Genomic DNA, 17,395 nt, shown 5'->3' with positions numbered 1-17,395 from the left:
CACAACAGGTGGCCTGGGAAAAAGAACTCGACGAACTCGCCCGCAGAACCGAAATGTCGCAACGCATGGGCGGAGCGGAAAAGCTCAAGCGCCATCGCGATGCGGGCAAGCTGCCGGTGCGCGAGCGCATCGCGGCACTGGTCGATGAAGGCTCGTTCCGCGAGGTCGGCGGCCTCGCGGGCAGCGGCGCCTATGACGACAACGGCGAGCTGACCGACTTCACGCCATCCAACCTGCTCATGGGCCGTGCGCGCATCGCGGGACGCCCCGCCGTGGTGATGGGCGACGACTTCACCGTGCGCGGCGGCGCCAACGACGGCGCCGTGGGCGACAAGATGATCGTGGCCGAGCAGATGGCGCACGACCTGCGCATTCCGCTGGTGCGGCTGGTGGACGGCACGGGCGGCGGCGGCTCGGTCAAGAACATCGAGCTCAAGGGCCACACGCTGCTGCCCAAGCTGAAATCCTGGCCCTACATCGCCCGCAATCTCGCGACCGTCCCGGTGGTGGGTCTGGGTCTCGGCTCGGTCGCCGGGCTCGGTGCGGCGCGCGTCTCGGCCAGCCACTATTCGGTGATGGTCAAGGACACGGCGCAGCTCTTCGTCGCGGGCCCGCCCGTGGTCGCGCGCACCGGCCAGACCATCGACAAGAACGACCTCGGCGGCAGCCAGATCCACACGCGCAACGGCGTGGTCGATGACGAAGCCGTGTCCGAGGCTGACGCATTCGAGCGCGCGCGCCGCTTTCTCTCGTATCTGCCCTCGTCGATCTACGAGCTGCCTCCGCGCGCCGAATCGGGCCGCGACGCCGCAGCCGACCAGAAGGCGCTGCGCAAGGCGATTCCCGAAAACACGCGCTCGGTCTACAAGATCCGCACCATCGTCGAGACGCTGGTGGACACCGGCAGCTTCATGGAAATCGGCCGCCACTGGGGCAAGGCGATCGCCGCAGGTCTTGCGCGCATCGACGGCTGGCCGGTCGTCGTCGTCGCGAGCGACCCCTACCACTACGGCGGCGCCTGGGATCGCCAGACCGCCGAGAAATACATGCGCATGGTCGATCTGGCCGAGCAGTTCCATCTGCCGGTGGTGAATCTGGTCGACGTGCCGGGCTTCCGCATCGGGCTCGAGGCCGAGAAGGAAGGCGTGATGCGCGCGGGCGTGCGCGCGCTCACCGCCATCGCGCAAAGCACCGTGCCCTGGTGCACCATCATCATCCGCAAGGCCTTCGGCGTGGCGGGCGGCGGGCACCAGAACGCGGACCGTTTCAACTTCCGCTACGCATGGCCGTCCGCGCAATGGGGGTCGCTGCCCATCGAGGGCGGTCTGGAAGTCGCGTACAAGGCCGACATCGAGGCATCGGACGACCCCGAAGCCACGCGCGCCAAGATCGAAAAGCGGGTGCGCGGACTCACGTCACCCTACCGCAGCGCCGAGGCGTTCGTGGTCGAGGACATCATCGATCCGGCCCACACCCGCGCCGCGCTCGTCGAGTTCGCCACCATCGCCGCGCCGCTGCGCCAGGCGGGCCGGGCAAGCTTCGGCTTCCGTCCTTGAGGGCCGTGCGATGAGATCTCCCCACACCGTTCGCCGCATCCTCGTCGCCAACCGCGGGGCGGTCGCCGCGCGCGTGATCCGCGCCGCACACAAGCTGGGTCTCGAGGCCGTCGCCGTGCACTCCACCGCCGATGCCGACCTGCCCTATCTGAAGGACGCCGACGCCACCGTCTGCATCGGCGAAGGCCCTGCGCTGCAGAGCTATCTGAACCAGGACGCCGTGCTGCGCGCCGCCAAGGAATGCGGCGCCGACGCCATCCACCCGGGCTACGGCTTTCTGTCGGAGAACGCCCAGTTCGCCGAGACGGTCGAGGCTGCAGGGCTGTGCTTCATCGGCCCGTCGCCGCGCTGGATCCGCGAGCTCGGCCACAAGACCGCCGCACGCGCCCTCATGCAGCAGCACGGCATGCCGATGACGCAGAGCAGCGCGCTGCTGCCGGACGACGCGGACGCGGTCACCGCCATCGCCGACGCGATGGGCTACCCGCTGATGCTCAAGCCCGCCAACGGTGGCGGCGGCATCGGCATGGTGCCCGTGCGCCATCGCGACGAGGTGGCGGGCGCGCTGCGCCAGGCGCAGTCCACGGCCGCCAAGGCCTTCGGCAACGCGCAGCTCTATTTCGAGACGCTGATCGACAAGCCGCGCCACATCGAGTTCCAGTTCCTCGCCGACCGCCATGGCCGTGCGCGCTGCCTCCACGAGCGCGACTGCTCGGTGCAGCGACGCAACCAGAAGGTGGTCGAAGAGGCCACGGCGCCCGGCATCGCGCGCGATGAAGTCGAGCGCATGGCGCGCCGCCTCGAAACCATCCTCAGCGGCATCGGCTATGACGTGATCGGCACCGTGGAGATGCTCTACACGCCCGCGACCGGATTCACCTTTCTCGAGGTGAACACCCGTCTGCAGGTGGAGCATGCGGTGACCGAGGAGGTGACCGGCATCGACATCGTCGCCGCGCAGATCCGCCTTGCTGCGGGCGAACCGCTCGCGCAGGTGCTGCCCGAGCGGATCGGATGCAGCGGCCACGCCATCGAGGCCCGCATCTATGCCGAAGATCCCGTGCGCTTCTTCCCCTCACCCGGCGTGATGAACCGCTTCCAGCCGCCCGCGGGCGAAGGCCTGCGCGTGGAAACCGGCTACGGCGAAGGCGCGCGCACCTCCACTTTCTACGACCCGATGATAGCCAAGGTGATCGCCCACGCGCCCGACCGCGCCGCCGCCATCGCCAAACTGCGCGGCGCGCTCGAATCGTTCCACGTGAACGGCGTGAAAACCAATATTCCCTTTGTGCTGCGCATTCTCGATGATGAGGATTTCGCCGCAGGGCGACTGCACACGCAGCTTGGCGCGGCCATCGCCGCAAAAGCCTCGGTCGCCCCAACACAGGCCGCGCCCGTCGCTGCCTGAACAACCGCTTCAACGAACCCATTCACCCGACAGGACCCGCCATGCCCACCACCATTTCCTCTCCTCTCTCCGGCCGCGTCGTGAGCCTCTGCGTCGAGCCGCAATCCTCCGTCGCTTCGGGCGACGCCGTGCTCATCGTCGAATCGATGAAGATGGAAATTCCCGTCGAAGCCGAAAGCGCGGGCACCGTTGCGCGCTTTCTCGTGGCCGAGGGCGACGAAGTGACGGAAGGCCAAGCACTCGTGGAGCTGCAATGAGCGGCGCAGACAACACCACGGCAGCGCCCGGCGCCACCCCCTTCGCACGCCATGGTCGCGTGGCCGTCATCACCTGGTCGAACCCGCCCGTCAACGGCATCTCGTTCGCGTTGCGCCAGCAGGTGAGCGCGGGGCTCGACGCGGCCGTAGCCGATGCGGACATCGACGCCATCGTCGTGATGGGCGATGGCCGCATGTTCTCGGGCGGCGCGGACATCCGCGAATTCAACACACCCAAAAGCACGTCGGAACCCACGACGCCGCAGCTCATCTGGCGCATCGAACATCTCTCCAAACCCGTCGTCGCCGCCATCCACGGGTCGGCGCTCGGCGGTGGGCTGGAGATGGCGCTCGGCTGCCACTGGCGCGTGGCGCTGTCCGATGCGAACGTGGCGCTGCCCGAAGTGAAGCTCGGCCTGCTGCCGGGCGGCGGCGGCACGCAGCGGCTGCCGCGCCTCATCGGCGTGGAGAAGGCGCTGGACTGGATCGTCTCCGGCAAGACCGTCAAGGCACCGGCCGCGCTGGCCGCAGGCATGCTGGATGCGGTGTTCGACGACCACCTGCTCGACAACGCCGTCGCCTTCGCTTCCAAGCTCTCCCCCGCGACCGCGCTGCGCGCCACCGGAGCGCTCGCGGAGAACGTGCCCGCCAATGCCGCCGAACTCTTCGAGCAGGCCCGCGCCAGCGCCCGCAAGACGGCGCGCGGCATGGACGCGCCGCTGCAGTGCATCGCCTGCGTGGAAGAGTCCACGAAGAGCTCGCTCGAAGACGGCTTGAAGTTCGAGCGCGCGCGTTTCATGGAGCTGGTCAACGGCACGCAGTCCAAGGCGATCCGCCATCTGTTCTTCGCCGAGCGCGAGGCCGCCAAGCCACCACGCGATGCGCAGGATGCGCCGCTGCGCACCGTGCAGCGCGTGGGCGTGATCGGCGCGGGCACCATGGGAGGCGGCATCTCGATGGCGTTCGCCAACGCGGGCTATCCGGTCACGCTGGTCGAGGTCACCGACGCGAATCTGCAGAAGGGTCTTGCCACCATCCGCCGCAACTACGAGGCCACCGTGAGCAAGGGCAAGCTCGACGCCAAGGACATGCAGACCCGCGTGGACCGCATCCACGGCACGACCGACATGTCCCAGCTCGCCGACGTCGATCTGGTGATCGAGGCGGCCTTCGAGGACATGGCCGTCAAGCACGATCTGTTCAAGCAGCTCGACGCCATCTGCAAGCCCGGCGCGATCCTCGCGACCAACACCTCGCGCCTCGACATCAACGCCATCGCCGCCGTCACCCAACGTCCGCAGGATGTGGTCGGGCTGCATTTCTTCAGCCCCGCCAACGTGATGAAGCTGCTCGAGATCGTGCGCGGCGATGCCACCGCGCCCGACGTGCTGGCCACCGTGCTGCATGTGGCCAAGCGCATCGGCAAGATTCCGGCCGTGGTCGGCGTATGCGATGGCTTCGTCGGCAACCGCATGGTCAGCCCGTACACGCGTGAAGCGCACTTCCTGCTCGAGGAAGGCGCGACGCCGCAGCAGGTCGATCAGGCGCTCGAGCGCTTCGGCCTCGCGATGGGGCCGCTGCGCATGGGCGACATGGCGGGTCTGGACATCAGCTGGGCCGCGCGCAAGCGCCTCGCGCCGACGCGCCCCAAGCACATCCGCTACTGCAAGATCGCCGACCGGCTCTGCGAATCGGGCCGCCTCGGCCAGAAGACCGGCGAAGGCTTCTATCGCTATGAAGCCGGCAGTCGCGCGCCTCTGCCCGATCCCAAGGTCGAGGAAATCATCCAGGCCTGCGCCGCCGAGTCGGGCATCACGCGCCGCGCCATCACCGACGAGGAGGTGGTCGAGCGCACGATGTACGCGCTGGTCAACGAGGCCGCGCGCATTCTCGAAGACGGCATCGCGCAGCGCGGCAGCGACATCGACGTGATCTACGTGAACGGCTACGGCTTCCCCGCAGGTCGCGGCGGCCCGCTGTTCCATGCCGACACCGTGGGCCTGCCCAAGGTGCTGGAGCGCATCCGCGAGTTCCACCAGACCCACGGCGAGCTGTGGACGCCCGCGCCGCTGCTCGAAAAGCTGGTGGCCGAAGGCAAGCCGATCTCCTCGTACGAAGTTCACACCTCCAAAACATGACGAACGAGCACACCACCCACGGGCCCGACGCGGCCTTTCAGGACCATCTCGCGCGCGGCGAGTTCCGCATCCAGCAATGCGGCGGCTGCGCGCGCCACATCTTCTATCCGCGCGTGCTGTGTCCGCATTGCGGCAGCACGCAGCTGACATGGAAGGCCGCCAGCGGCGCCGGAACCGTCTACGCCTGCGGCGTGGTGATGGGCAAGCCCGGCACCGACACCGACTACGCCGTCGTGCTCATCGACCTCGCCGAAGGCGTGCGCATGATGAGCCATGTGGTCGACTGCGATCCGCACACGGTGACGATCGGCATGCCGGTCACCGCGCGCATCATGGACAAGGAAGGAAGCCCGCTCGTGGTGTTTGCACCGTCCCAGAAACAGACGCAGAACGGAGGCACGCATTGAGTCTTCAGCACATGCGCGGCAAGTCCGCCATCGTCGGCGTGGGCCAGGCCGGCATCGGCGAGGCCCATGGCTTCACAGCGATGGAAATCCTCGCCCAGGCCGCGACCAAGGCAGTGGCCGATGCGGGCCTCACCATGCAGGACATCGACGGCCTCGCCACCTGCAGTTCGGCGGCAAGCATGTGGGCGATGCCCACGGCCGAATATCTGGGCCTGCGCCCCAAGTTCATCGACAGCACCATGCTGGGCGGATCGAGCTTCATCGCGCATCTGATGCCCGCGATGCTGGCGCTCGAGAGCGGCCAGTGCAACGCCGTGCTGGTCTGCTACGGCAGCACGCAGAAGACCGGCACGTTCTCACGCAAGGCGATGTCGGAGGCGTTCAAGCTGGTCGATCCGCTGCCCTACGAGCACCCCTACCAGCCGATGCTGCCGCCCACGGCCTATGCGCTTGCGGCCTCGCGCCACATGCACGAGTTCGGCACCACGCGCGAGCAGCTCGCCGAGGTGGCCGTGGCCGCGCGCCGCTGGGCGCAGCTCAACCCGGAAGCGTATGCGCGCGATCCGCTGAGCATCGACGACGTGCTCAACGCCCGCATGATCTCCACACCATTGACCGTGCGCGACTGCTGCCTCGTCACCGACGGCGCGGGCGCGTTCGTGCTCATGCGCGCGGACCGCGCCAAGGCGCAGAAGCAAAAGCCCGTCTACGTGCTCGGCAACGCCACGGCCGTGTGGAACCGGCAGATCTCGTGCATGGAGAACCTCACCGTCACTTCGGCGAGCGAATCGGGCCAGCGCGCGTTCGAGATGGCGGGCCTCAAGCCAAGCGACGTGGACGTGGTGGGCCTGTATGACGCGTTCACCATCAACACGCTGCTGTTCCTTGAAGACCTCGGTTTCTGCAAGAAGGGCGAGGCTGGCGCGTTCGTGCAGAATGGCGGCATCGCGCCCGGCGGACACCTGCCGGTCAACACCAACGGGGGCGGACTCTCGTGCGTGCATCCGGGCATGTACGGCATCTTCCTCGTCATCGAGGCCGTGCGACAGCTGCGCGGAGAATGCGGCGAACGCCAGGTGAAGGACGCGAAGATCGCGCTCGCGCATGGCAACGGCGGCACGCTGTCGAGCCAGTCCACGGCCCTCTTCGGACTGGAGGAGACGCTGTGACGCACCGCATTTTCACGGGAGGCACGGCATGCTGAACAAGGTCGTCGATTCACTGCAGGCCGCCGTGCAGGGCGTGCCCGATGGCGCGGTCATCATGATCGGCGGCTTCGGCATCTCGGGCGTGCCGACCGAGCTGGTCTGCGCGTTGCTCGATCAGGGCGCGCGCGAGCTCACCATCGTCAACAACAACGCGGGCAACGGCAAATACGGCCTGAGCCAGCTCATCGAAGCCGGCCGCGTGCGCCGCATGGTGTGCTCGTTCGCACGCAACTCCAATCCCAAGATTCCCAACGCCGACGCTTTCGCCGAGTGGTATCGCGCGGGCAAGATCGAGCTCGAATGCGTGCCGCAGGGCACCATGGCCGAGCGCATGCGCGCGGCGGGCTCGGGGCTCGGTCCGTTCTTCACGCCCACGTCCTACGGCACCACGCTCGCGGCGGGCAAGGAGACGCGCGTGATCGACGGCGTCGGCTACGTGCTCGAGAATCCGCTGCACGGCGACTTCGCGTTCGTGAAGGCGCGCGCTGCGGACCCCTGGGGCAATCTCATGTTCCGCAATGCCGAGCGCAATTTCGGTCCGGTGATGTGCATGGCCGCGAAGAACGCCGTCGCGCAGGTCGACGAGATCGTGCCGCTGGGCGGCTTCGTGCCCGAGAACGTGATGCTGCCCGGCATCTTCGTGCAGCGCGTGGTCAAGATACCGGTCACGCAAGGAGTCCCATCATGAGCGCCACTTTTCAACGCCTGAGCCGCGAGGAGATGGCGCGCGCCGTCGCCATGGACATCCCCGACGGCAGCTACGTGAACCTCGGTATCGGCATTCCAACGCTGATCTCCAAATGCCTTCCAGAAGGCCGCGACGTGATCCTGCACAGCGAGAACGGCATCCTCGGCATGGGCCCCGGCCCCAAGGACGGCACGGTCGATCCGAGCCTGCTCAACGCCAGCAAGGAGCCCGTCTCGCTGCTGGCGGGCGCGTCCATCTGCGACCACAGCATGTCGTTCGCGATGATGCGCGGCGGACACATCGACGTCTCGGTGCTCGGAGCCTTCCAGGTGGCGAGCAACGGTGATCTCGCCAACTGGGACACCGGCGCGCCCGATGCGATTCCCGCCGTCGGCGGCGCGATGGATCTCGTGGCGGGAGCCAAGAAAGTCATCGTGGTGATGGAGCACACGACCAAGGACGGAAAGCCCAAGATCGTCGAGGCCTGCACCTATCCGCTGACCGGCGCGGGCGTGGTCAACCGCATCTACACCGACTGCGCTGTGATCGACGTGACCCAGGACGGACTCGTCGTGCGGTCCATGGTCCCGGGCCTCGATTTCCAGACGCTGCAGGCAATGACGGGAGCGCCGCTGCACAAAGCCTGAAAAAGTCGGACGCGGCGGGGTAACATGCGGGCGGCATTTCCATTCCCCCACGCACCGCATCCCGCCCTCTTCTTCTGGCCATGGCCGACAGCGCAATCGATCATCAGCTTCTGGTCTTTGACCTCGCGCCCGTCGGCCTGCTGGTGGCGCAGCATCGGCAGATCCGCTCGTACAACCAGAGCTTCTGCGACATCTTCGGCTATCCGCCCGAGACGCTGCTCGGGCAGTCGCTTGCGGTGCTCTATCCGTCGGCTTCGGAGTTCGAGGACACGGGCTCGCGCGCGTTGGCGCTGATGCGCGAGACCGGCAACTACGCCGATGACCGCATCATGCGCAAGCAGGACGGCACGCTGTTCTGGTGCCATGTGGCGGGCCGCACGGCCGATCGCACGGACCCGTTCGCGCTCTCGGTCTGGGTGTTCGAGGACATGTCGGCCGAGCGCCCGGTGACCACGCCGCTGACGGCGCGCGAGCGGCAGATCGCGCGCTCGTTGGTGTCGGGCAAGTCGAGCAAGCAGATCGCCGCCGATCTGGGCATCAGCTTTCGCACCGTGGAGGCGCATCGCGGGCGCTTGTTCACCAAGTTCGACGTGTCGAGCACGGCCGAGCTGATCGCGCGGCTCGTGGGGCGCATCTGAATCGTCTGAGTCATGCGCTGAGCGCAAGCGCGCTCAACCCTCGATGACCTGCTGCAGCTTGGACTGCGCGTCCCACGCGGTCCAGTCGAGTTCGCCGATGTGCCAGAAGCGCACGCGGCCCTTGGCGTCGATGATGAAGCTCGTGGGCAGCGCGCGCCCGCCCCACGCGGCCAGTTGCTTCTGGCTGCGGTCGAGCAGCACGTCGCCGGTGAACGGAACGGCTTGGAGAAACTGCGCGATGCGCGCGGGCATCTCGCCGTGGTTCACCGCCAGCACGCGCAGCTTCTTGTCGCTGTAGAGATCGAGCAGCATGCTGAACGTGGGCATCTCGAGGCGGCACGGGCCGCAGTAGGACGCCCAGAAATTCAGGATCAGCGGCTCACCGACGTAGTCCTGCAGCGTGACCTTGCGGCCTTCCATGGTGAGGGCCGAGAGCGCGGGCGCTGCGCCGCGCGTCCACGGCATGAGCTTGCCCTGGGAGGGCTCGTCGCCGCCCGCAGCGCGCACGCCACCGGCGGCGGCCATCAGGGCGGCACCGCCCAGCAGTTGCAGGCTCTTGCGCCGGTCGATACCTTGTTCCATGGAATGCTCCGCGGCGATCATCACGCCAGCTTGCGCGACGTGATGCGGTACGCGAAGTGGGCGGGATCGAGGCTGTCGAGACGGCCGTTGGCGGATTCGCCGTTGGGGTACATGAAGAAGCCCGCGGTCAGTTCCGAGCCGGGGAAGCGCACGTCGGCGGCCGTGTTGTAGGCCATCCAGTTGCCTTCCCATGCGCCGAACAGCATGGCGCGCGCGGCGCGCACCTTGGGGTCGTCCTTGGGCAGGCCGCCGGGTTGCTCTTCGAGCGCGACCTTGGCGACGTCGGCCGGGTCGACCGGAATCCAGCCGTAGCCGTCCGCATAGAACTGCGCGCGGCAGTGCTGGGCCTTGGAGATGTCGCCGGCCTTGCCGAGGCTCTTGAAGCCGCGCTCGGAGGTGTCCACACGCACGCCGTAGACGTCGCGCGCGGGCACGCCGCTCGCGCGCAGCAGTGCGGTGTAGAGACCGTTCAGATCGGCGCACTTGCCGGAAATCTTGCCCGAGTTGAGCATGTAGGTGACGTCGCCCGTGCCGCAACCGGCGACCGCACCGTCACGCGAGGCGTTGACCACCATCCATTCGTAGATCGCGCGGGCCTTGCCGATGGCGTCTTTGGGATGACCGGCCTCGGCCAGAATTTTGTCGGACGTCTGCTTGACGATGCCGCCAAGCGGCGCCAGCGAGGTGGGCTGCAGATATTCGCGCAGCGCCGAAGCGGGCAGCCTGCGCGCCGTGCCGGCGGCGCCGAGATCCACCGACGGATCGCGCAGGGCGATGCGGGTGGTGAGCTTCACGGTCTGCGGCGCTTCGGTGTTCTTCCAGTGCACTGCCACCATGCGCGCATCCGAACGCGGCATCGATAACAGTTCGGCCTTGGTGGCGCCGGGTGCATCGAACTTCACGTCCAGCGTGCGCTGGTAGCCGTCGAGCTGCGCCATGGGCACGGGCACCCACACGCGCGCCTCGCCGGTCTTCTCGCCCACGTTCACCTCGGTGGTGATCTCGTACTCGCGCCAGCCTTCGCCCTTCGCAGGCGCAGCAGCAAAGGCGCTCACGCCGAAGGTTCCGGACGATGCGGCAATGGAGGAAACAAGAAGGAATTGGCGGCGTTGCATGGAATGGGGGCTCGCAAAGGGAGTGGACGGGAATGAGAGAAAACGCATCCCTTGCAGGCACTGGATACCTGAATACTGAAAACGCGCGCATGTGCGCTCTGAATCGGCGGACACGGCAAGCGAAACTGCAGGACCTGCAAGAGTCCGGGAATCCTATCACCCACCGGTTTCTGACGGGGCAGCATGGACTTGCGGCGCGCAAGCGTCACCGGTGCGCGTCCACCAGGCATTGGGTGAACGCCGCCGCCGCGCGGCTCGGCTGAGGTGACTTGCGCGTGAGGCTCACGAACTCGCAGTGGTAGTGCAGCTCCGCCGGGCGCACCGGCTGCATGCGGCCCTCCGCCTCGAAGGCGCGGGCGTAGTGGTCTGGCAAGAAGCCGAGGTAACGACCCGAGAGAATCAGCGTGGCGATCGACTCCTGATCGAAGCCGGTCGCCGCGCGAGAGAGACGTGCCTGGTGCGTCAGCTCCATGTTGGGCGAGTGATATCCGAGTCCCGCGAACGGGTGCTCGCGCACGCCGTCCCAGTCGAGCGCATCGTGGTCGGCGCCGAACAGCGCATGCCCCTTCCCGCAGTACAGCAGCATGTGCTCGTCGAACAGGCGGTGGTAGTGCAGGCTGTGCGAGCTGCGGTGCTCGGGGATGATGCCGATCTGGAAGGTGCCATCCATCACGCCGCGCTCGATCTCGTTGATCGATCCCACATGCAGCTGCAGATGCACATCGGGCGCGAGCTGGTTGAACGCGCCGATGGCCTCGCCGATGCGCGCTGCCGGGTTGCTCGCGGTCTTGTCGAAGATGGCGACGGCGAGCTGGCCGCCCATGCGCGCGTGGATGTCGTCGATGGAGTCGCGAAAGCCGCGCACCGATGCCAGCAGGCGCTGCGTTTCCTCGTACACCCGCTGGCCCTCGGCCGTGAGCGCGAAGCCCGCGCGGCCCCGGCGGCACAGCGTGAGCCCGAGGCGCATCTCCAGATCCTTCACGTGGCGGCTCACCGTGCTGGTGCCGATGTTGAGCTCCAGCTCCGCCGCCGACATGCCGCCGCAGTCCACCACGGCCTTGAACACCTGCAGCAGGCGCAGATCCATGTCGCTGATCTGGCCCAGCACGGCCCGGCTGCGCGTGGCCTGCGGCGTGGCCTTGGCGCGCTTTTTGACAGGGGTTTTCGTGCGTTCCGCAGTGGTTTTCTTTACTTGCATAAATCCTCAAGTAAACAGTGATATTGCGTTATTTACCGGATTATCACGCCATCCAACAATGCCCCCACGCCTCCACGCTGGTAGAGGCGATTTTTCTCAATCCAATCAACGCTTTGCCCGACCCTGCTGGAGACGCACATGAGCATCACCACCACCCCTGACACCCACGCCGCATCCCAAGCCGTACGCACCGACGCCGCCTGGCTGGACGCGCACTGGATGCCGTTCACGGGCAACCGCAATTTCAAGGCCAATCCGCGCATGGTGGTCGGTGCCGAAGGCGCCTATCTGCGTGACGACAAGGGCCGCAAGATTTTTGACGGTCTCTCGGGTCTGTGGTGCACGGGCCTGGGCCATGGCCGCCGCGAGATCGCCGAAGCCATCGGCAAGGCCGCGCTGCAGCTGGACTACGCGCCGGCCTTCCAGTTCGGCCACCCCGCCTCGTTCGAACTCGCCAACAAGATCAAGGACCTGACCCCCAAGGGCCTCGACTACGTGTTCTTCACCGGCTCGGGCTCCGAAGCCGCCGACACCTCGCTCAAGATGGCGCGCGCCTACTGGCGCCTGAAGGGTCAGGCCAGCAAGACCGTGCTGATCGGCCGCGAGAAGGGCTACCACGGCGTGAACTTCGGCGGCATCTCGGTGGGCGGCATCGGCGGCAACCGCAAGATGTACGGCCAGGGCATCGCGGCCGACCACATTCCGCACACGCAACCTCCTGCGGGCACGTTCCAGAAGGGCATGGCCGAGGAAGGTGGCCGCGCGCTGGCCGACAAGCTGCTCGACGTGATCGCGCTGCATGACGCCAGCAACATCGCCGCCGTCATCATCGAGCCGTTCGCCGGTTCCGCAGGCGTGGTGATTCCACCCAAGGGCTATCTCGACCGCATCCGCGAGATCTGCACGCAGAACAACATCCTGCTGATTTTTGATGAAGTCATCACCGGCTTTGGCCGCTGCGGCACGATGACCGGCTCCGACGCCTTCGGCGTGGTGCCCGACATCATGAACTTCGCCAAGCAGGTGACCAACGGCGCACAGCCGCTCGGCGGCTGCGTCGCCACCAAGGACATCTACGACACCTTCATGGCAGCGGGCGGCCCCGAGTACATGCTCGAGTTCGCGCACGGCTACACCTACTCGGCCCACCCGATCGCCTGCGCCGCCGGCATCGCCGCGCTCGACCTGCTGGAGAAGGAAGACGGCCCCGGCCGCGTCAAGGCCCTGGCCCCCTACTTCGAGAACGCGGTGCATGGCCTCAAGGGCGTCAAGCACATCGCCGACATCCGCAACTACGGCCTCGCCGCAGGCATCTCCATCGAGCACGCTCCGGGCGAGCCCGCCAAGCGCCCCTACGAGATCGCGATGAAGATGTGGGAGCTCGGCTTCTACGTGCGCTACGGCGCCGACACCATCCAGCTCGCGCCACCGTTCATCAGCGAACGCGCAGAAATCGACCGCCTGATCAACGCCCTCGGCGAGACCATCCAGTCGGTTGCCTGAGAACTTGAAATTTCCCAAGGAGCTACCGCCACCGACCCCGGCGGTAGCCTCCATTTTTTGGTTTTCAAACGGCAGGCTTCGCAGCGCAATAAGCGCCCGAACCCACCATCACAATGACGAGACAGGCCCTCAGGCTAGGCGCGAAGCCGCAGACAGTACTCATGTACGGCAAGGCTTCTGCAACAACGCATGAGGGCCTGTATCGTCACCCAAAAACGAATCACTGAACAAACACCCAATACGGACAACCATATGAACAACGACAAGAACGTCACTTCTACCGTGGGCCACCTCATTGACGGCAAGATCGTTGCCGATACGGCCCGCACGCAACCGGTCTTCAACCCGGCCACGGGCCAGTCCACCACCAACGTCTCTCTGGCCAGCAAGGCCACGGTTGAAGAAGCCATCGCCTCGGCCGAGAAGGCCTTCCCCGCCTGGCGCAACACGCCCCCACTCAAGCGCGCCCGCGTGATGAGCAAGCTCAAAGTGCTGCTCGAAGAAAACGCCGACAAGATCGCCGCGCTGATCACCGCCGAACACGGCAAGGTGCTGGCCGATGCGCACGGCGAGCTGCAGCGCGGCATTGAAAACGTGGAATACGCGAGCTACGCGCCCGAGCTGCTCAAGGGCGAGCACAGCCGCAACGTCGGCCCCGGCATCGACAGCTGGAGCGAGTTCCAGGCGCTGGGCGTGACGGCCGGCATCACGCCGTTCAACTTCCCCGCCATGGTTCCGCTGTGGATGTGGCCCATGGCCGTGGCCTGCGGCAACACCTTCGTGCTCAAGCCGTCCGAGCGTGATCCGTCGAGCACCCTGTTCGTCGCGCAACTGGCGCTCGAAGCTGGTCTGCCACCGGGCGTGCTGAACGTCGTCAACGGCGACAAGGTGGCCGTGGACACATTGCTGCAGGACCCGCGCGTGAAGGCCGTGAGCTTCGTGGGCTCCACACCGATCGCCGAATACATCTACGCCGAAGGCTGCAAGCACGGCAAGCGCGTGCAGGCCCTCGGCGGCGCGAAGAACCACGCCATCGTCATGCCCGACGCCGACATCCCCAACGCCGTCAACGCGCTGATGGGCGCGGCCTACGGCAGCTGCGGCGAGCGCTGCATGGCCATTCCGCTGGTCGTGGCCATCGGCGACGAAACGGCCGACGCCGTGATCGACAGCCTCAAGGTCGAGATCGACAAGATGAAGGTAGGCCCCGGCACCGACAACGGCAACGACATGGGCCCGCTGGTCACCAAGCAGCACTTCGAGAAGGTCAAGGCCTATGTGGATTCCGGCGTGGCCGAAGGCGCCAAGCTGGTGGTCGATGGCCGTGGCGTGAAGGTCCCCGGTCATGAAGACGGCTACTTCCTCGGCGCCTGCCTGTTCGACGACGTCAAGCCCGGCATGAAGATCTACCAGGAAGAAATCTTCGGCCCCGTGCTCGGCGTGGTGCGCGCCAAGAACCTGCAGGAAGCGATGAAGCTCATCGACGACCACGAATACGGCAACGGCACCTGCATCTTCACCCGCGACGGTGAGGCTGCCCGCTACTTCACCGACCACATTCAGGTCGGCATGGTCGGCGTGAACGTCCCCCTGCCCGTGCCCGTCGCCTACCACTCGTTTGGTGGCTGGAAGCGCTCGCTGTTCGGCGACCTGCACGCCTACGGCCCCGACGCCGTGCGCTTCTACACCAAGCGCAAGACCATCACGCAGCGCTGGCCCTCGGCCGGCGTACGCGAAGGCACGATGTTCAGCTTCCCCAGTTCTCGATAACACCCCCTGAGGCGCTTCGCGCCTTCCCCTTCTCTGTGCGTTGCGCAGCAACGCGGAAGGGGGACGCAGCCAGCGCGGCGTGATGGTGGGGCGGCCCTTGCGCGGCTGCTCTCGCCTGGGGCTCGCGCATTGGATGCGCTGCGACCACGGCTCGACTCAACCCTCGCAGGCCGTAGGCCATGAAGGGCCGCAACGCCCGCTTTGCAAGGCGCGTGCTTCATTGTGAAGTGCGCGCCTTTTTCTTTGCTTGCCTTGCTGTATCCGGTGCGGTTGTCGATTTTTATTCAACCGGATCGGCGCTACTCAAACCAATCAAGCCATCGGCTTGACGTGTGCAGTCAGACTCTGCGTTGATTGCACACTTGCCTTGCGATTTTCGGCGTTTTTCCACATTGAAGATGGGATTGCTGCTCACGCCACGCTCGGAGTCTTTTGCACTTCAAAAATTGCTTACGGAAAAATCACTCAGTGCTTGATCCGGATAGATCAGCAACCAGGCCCGGTTTCGACCCGCTGCTGTCGCTCGTGCCTCGGCTGCCGGCGTCCGCTGTCCAGCGATTGCGGTCAGTCTGCTCTCTCCAATCTTCTCAACTTAACGAGATTGACGATCTTCGCAAAGTTTGCGACAATGGGCTCGCCTCAACAACCGACGCTAGCCGTCATCACCCATCAATTTGCAGTTCACACCATGACAGCCGAAGCACTATCACCACCCAATCCTATGCAGTCGCTGCGTGAGCGATTGATTCAAGAGGGTTCTATTGTTCCTAGCCATGAAAATGCAGCTAATTCGCAAAATTCTATTAGTGAATTGGTTGATGCTATTAAGGGGAAGCTAGAAAAAGTTTTTTCCGTTCTTTTGGAAGCTGGGAAAAAATTTTCTGCGCTTGAAAAATATATTCAGGCATTTGCAGATAGATTTTCCGGATTTGACTTAATCTCAAGATCTGGCTGCAGCTATTTTAGTTTGCTTGGTTTTTTGAACTTGCATCGAATCCTTGAGGTTTTGGTTAAACACCAAGACAAGAGAATTGGAAGTTTTCTTTTTGTGAGAGCAGGGTTCTTCTTTGCGTTCAAAGAAAATATGAAGAATACGCCATGAATATGGCCGCAGGAAATTAAATGCTAGCTAACTCACTAACTGATCTTTCTGCTCGGTATAAGGCAGATACCAAGGATAAAACAGCGGATAAGGCTGATCCGTATGCCACTGCAGCACAGTCTGCTGCGGTGTTACGCTCAGGTGCGGAGTTCCGTAAAAACCGGATTGCCGCGGCTGACATGCTGACGACTGAAGAGGCTGCAGAGCTGACTGGCGTTTCGCGTGTAACGATTAATGCTTGGATTAAGCAAAACCGTTGCATTGGCATTGCTAACCTGCGCCGTGGTTTCAAACTGCCTAGGTGGCAATTTGAGCCGCAAGTCTTTGAGTTGATTCGGCCTCTGTTTGATGCACTGGACACTACGGATAGCTGGAGCGTGCTGGCATTCCTTGAAAACTCTCAAGAGGCGCTTGACCGCCGCACACCTTTGGTGGCGTTGGAACAGGGTGAATCTGCAGAGCGTATCTTGCAACTGGCCATGGCAGAAGGACATTGATAAATATGTTCTTCAAAAATGACAATCTCGGCGAAGCAGGTTCCAAAAATTGAATTGCCCGCAGGGCAGGTTTTTCATCGCGTGCAACGTAATGTTGTGCACAAGGGTAGTGTCAAAATCAATCGCATGATTCTGCCTCCGGCAGGTATCAAAGCAGGGCGGTTTTGTCTGGCAACTGGGGTGACGGCGTATCTGGCAGATAGCATAGAGACGGCGTTGTATGAGGCAGTTTTCAGGCGTGAACTTAAAACCTTCGTTGCTTTGGAGGATTTGCGGTTGAAAGCATTGGGTACTTTTACATCCAAGAAGCCGTTGCGGCTGGTGGATTTGAGAGGATTTGAGGAGCAGTACCCAGTGTTGCAGTCACAGCGGATTCAGCATACGCAATCGTTTGCCGAGGAGTGCTTTGGCGAATGCTATGACGGCATCTTGTACGCCTCAGCGCAGCATCCGCACCACGAATGTGTGTGCTTGTTTGAGACAGGTGCCAAGAAGCTGGGCTTTGTGCAGGCTTGGCCTCTGGTGAAACCGGGCACTGACATCCTGCACCGTGCAGTGGTTGAGGCTGCACGACGGTCTGGAATGGAGATTACCTGACGTTAAGAAACCCGCTGATGCGAAATGCCAGCCAGTTTAGCCACTGACTGGCATTTTTCTTCGGATTTTTGCTTTGAGTTCTTT

The 17,395-nt window shown here is 64.6% G+C and carries 18 protein-coding genes; 15 read left to right on the top strand and 3 right to left on the bottom strand.

The features are described 5' to 3' along the window. Positions 1-8 precede the first annotated feature (8 nt). From ISG32_RS13885 to ISG32_RS13845, 9 genes are all read left to right on the top strand, one after another. Positions 9-1,556: an acyl-CoA carboxylase subunit beta gene (locus ISG32_RS13885; RefSeq protein WP_194771626.1), complete on the top strand. Its 1,548-nt coding sequence runs from the start codon at positions 9-11 to the stop codon at positions 1,554-1,556. A 10-nt stretch (positions 1,557-1,566) separates the two neighbouring features. Beyond that, the gene (locus tag ISG32_RS13880; protein WP_194771625.1) at positions 1,567-2,964 is read left to right on the top strand and encodes an acetyl-CoA carboxylase biotin carboxylase subunit; all 1,398 of its coding nucleotides are present in this window, start codon (positions 1,567-1,569) and stop codon (positions 2,962-2,964) included. Positions 2,965-3,005: 41 nt separating this feature from the next. Further along, a complete protein-coding gene (locus ISG32_RS13875) occupies positions 3,006-3,221 on the top strand; it encodes an acetyl-CoA carboxylase biotin carboxyl carrier protein subunit (protein ID WP_194771624.1) in 216 nt (71 codons plus the stop codon). Then, positions 3,218-5,359 carry a 3-hydroxyacyl-CoA dehydrogenase NAD-binding domain-containing protein gene (locus ISG32_RS13870; RefSeq protein WP_194771623.1) on the top strand — a complete coding sequence of 714 codons (2,142 nt, stop codon included), beginning with the start codon at positions 3,218-3,220 and terminating at the stop codon, positions 5,357-5,359. The genes ISG32_RS13875 and ISG32_RS13870 overlap by 4 nt, the downstream gene beginning before the upstream one ends. Next, on the top strand, positions 5,356-5,766 hold the full coding sequence (locus ISG32_RS13865; RefSeq protein WP_194771622.1) for a Zn-ribbon domain-containing OB-fold protein: 411 nt from the start codon (positions 5,356-5,358) through the stop codon (positions 5,764-5,766). Before ISG32_RS13870 ends, ISG32_RS13865 begins: the two co-directional genes overlap by 4 nt. Next, a complete protein-coding gene (locus ISG32_RS13860) occupies positions 5,763-6,935 on the top strand; it encodes a thiolase (RefSeq protein ID WP_194771621.1) in 1,173 nt (390 codons plus the stop codon). Before ISG32_RS13865 ends, ISG32_RS13860 begins: the two co-directional genes overlap by 4 nt. A gap of 28 nt (positions 6,936-6,963) precedes the next feature. Then, a complete protein-coding gene (locus ISG32_RS13855) occupies positions 6,964-7,662 on the top strand; it encodes a 3-oxoacid CoA-transferase subunit A (protein ID WP_194771620.1) in 699 nt (232 codons plus the stop codon). Next, entirely contained in the window at positions 7,659-8,309 is a 651-nt protein-coding gene (locus ISG32_RS13850) for a 3-oxoacid CoA-transferase subunit B (protein WP_228529816.1), read from the top strand. The genes ISG32_RS13855 and ISG32_RS13850 overlap by 4 nt, the downstream gene beginning before the upstream one ends. Positions 8,310-8,389: 80 nt before the next feature. Beyond that, complete coding sequence (locus ISG32_RS13845) at positions 8,390-8,947, top strand: PAS and helix-turn-helix domain-containing protein (protein WP_194771619.1); 558 nt, start codon at positions 8,390-8,392, stop codon at positions 8,945-8,947. 33 nt (positions 8,948-8,980) lie between these two features. Here the strand turns inward: ISG32_RS13845 and ISG32_RS13840 are convergent, their stop codons facing one another. The 3 genes from ISG32_RS13840 to ISG32_RS13830 form a co-directional block, all read right to left on the bottom strand. Beyond that, positions 8,981-9,529, bottom strand: a complete 549-nt coding sequence (locus tag ISG32_RS13840; protein ID WP_194771618.1) for a TlpA family protein disulfide reductase — start codon at positions 9,527-9,529, stop codon at positions 8,981-8,983. A gap of 20 nt (positions 9,530-9,549) precedes the next feature. Beyond that, positions 9,550-10,644 carry a transglutaminase-like domain-containing protein gene (locus tag ISG32_RS13835; protein WP_194771617.1) on the bottom strand — a complete coding sequence of 365 codons (1,095 nt, stop codon included), beginning with the start codon at positions 10,642-10,644 and terminating at the stop codon, positions 9,550-9,552. Between the two features lie 205 nt (positions 10,645-10,849). Then, positions 10,850-11,731: a LysR family transcriptional regulator gene (locus ISG32_RS13830; protein ID WP_228529839.1), complete on the bottom strand. Its 882-nt coding sequence runs from the start codon at positions 11,729-11,731 to the stop codon at positions 10,850-10,852. A gap of 249 nt (positions 11,732-11,980) precedes the next feature. On the opposite strand from ISG32_RS13830, the gene ISG32_RS13825 reads away from it, so the two are divergent. The 6 genes from ISG32_RS13825 (at position 11,981) to ISG32_RS13800 (ending at position 17,311) form a co-directional block, all read left to right on the top strand. Further along, positions 11,981-13,345: an aspartate aminotransferase family protein gene (locus ISG32_RS13825; RefSeq protein ID WP_194771615.1), complete on the top strand. Its 1,365-nt coding sequence runs from the start codon at positions 11,981-11,983 to the stop codon at positions 13,343-13,345. A 252-nt stretch (positions 13,346-13,597) separates the two neighbouring features. Continuing rightward, entirely contained in the window at positions 13,598-15,115 is a 1,518-nt protein-coding gene (locus tag ISG32_RS13820; protein WP_194771614.1) for a CoA-acylating methylmalonate-semialdehyde dehydrogenase, read from the top strand. A gap of 179 nt (positions 15,116-15,294) precedes the next feature. Continuing rightward, entirely contained in the window at positions 15,295-15,444 is a 150-nt protein-coding gene (locus tag ISG32_RS13815; RefSeq protein WP_194771613.1) for a hypothetical protein, read from the top strand. A 359-nt stretch (positions 15,445-15,803) separates the two neighbouring features. Beyond that, a complete protein-coding gene (locus tag ISG32_RS13810; RefSeq protein WP_194771612.1) occupies positions 15,804-16,217 on the top strand; it encodes a hypothetical protein in 414 nt (137 codons plus the stop codon). Between the two features lie 20 nt (positions 16,218-16,237). Next, positions 16,238-16,714, top strand: a complete 477-nt coding sequence (locus ISG32_RS13805) for a helix-turn-helix domain-containing protein (protein ID WP_194771611.1) — start codon at positions 16,238-16,240, stop codon at positions 16,712-16,714. 18 nt (positions 16,715-16,732) lie between these two features. After that, the gene (locus tag ISG32_RS13800; protein ID WP_194771610.1) at positions 16,733-17,311 is read left to right on the top strand and encodes an RES family NAD+ phosphorylase; all 579 of its coding nucleotides are present in this window, start codon (positions 16,733-16,735) and stop codon (positions 17,309-17,311) included. Positions 17,312-17,395: the final 84 nt, after the last annotated feature.

This window comes from Diaphorobacter caeni (assembly GCF_015354245.1).
Taxonomy (GTDB): Bacteria; Pseudomonadota; Gammaproteobacteria; order Burkholderiales; family Burkholderiaceae_C; genus Diaphorobacter_A; species Diaphorobacter_A caeni.
This window is presented reverse-complemented; position numbering and strand designations above follow the sequence as displayed.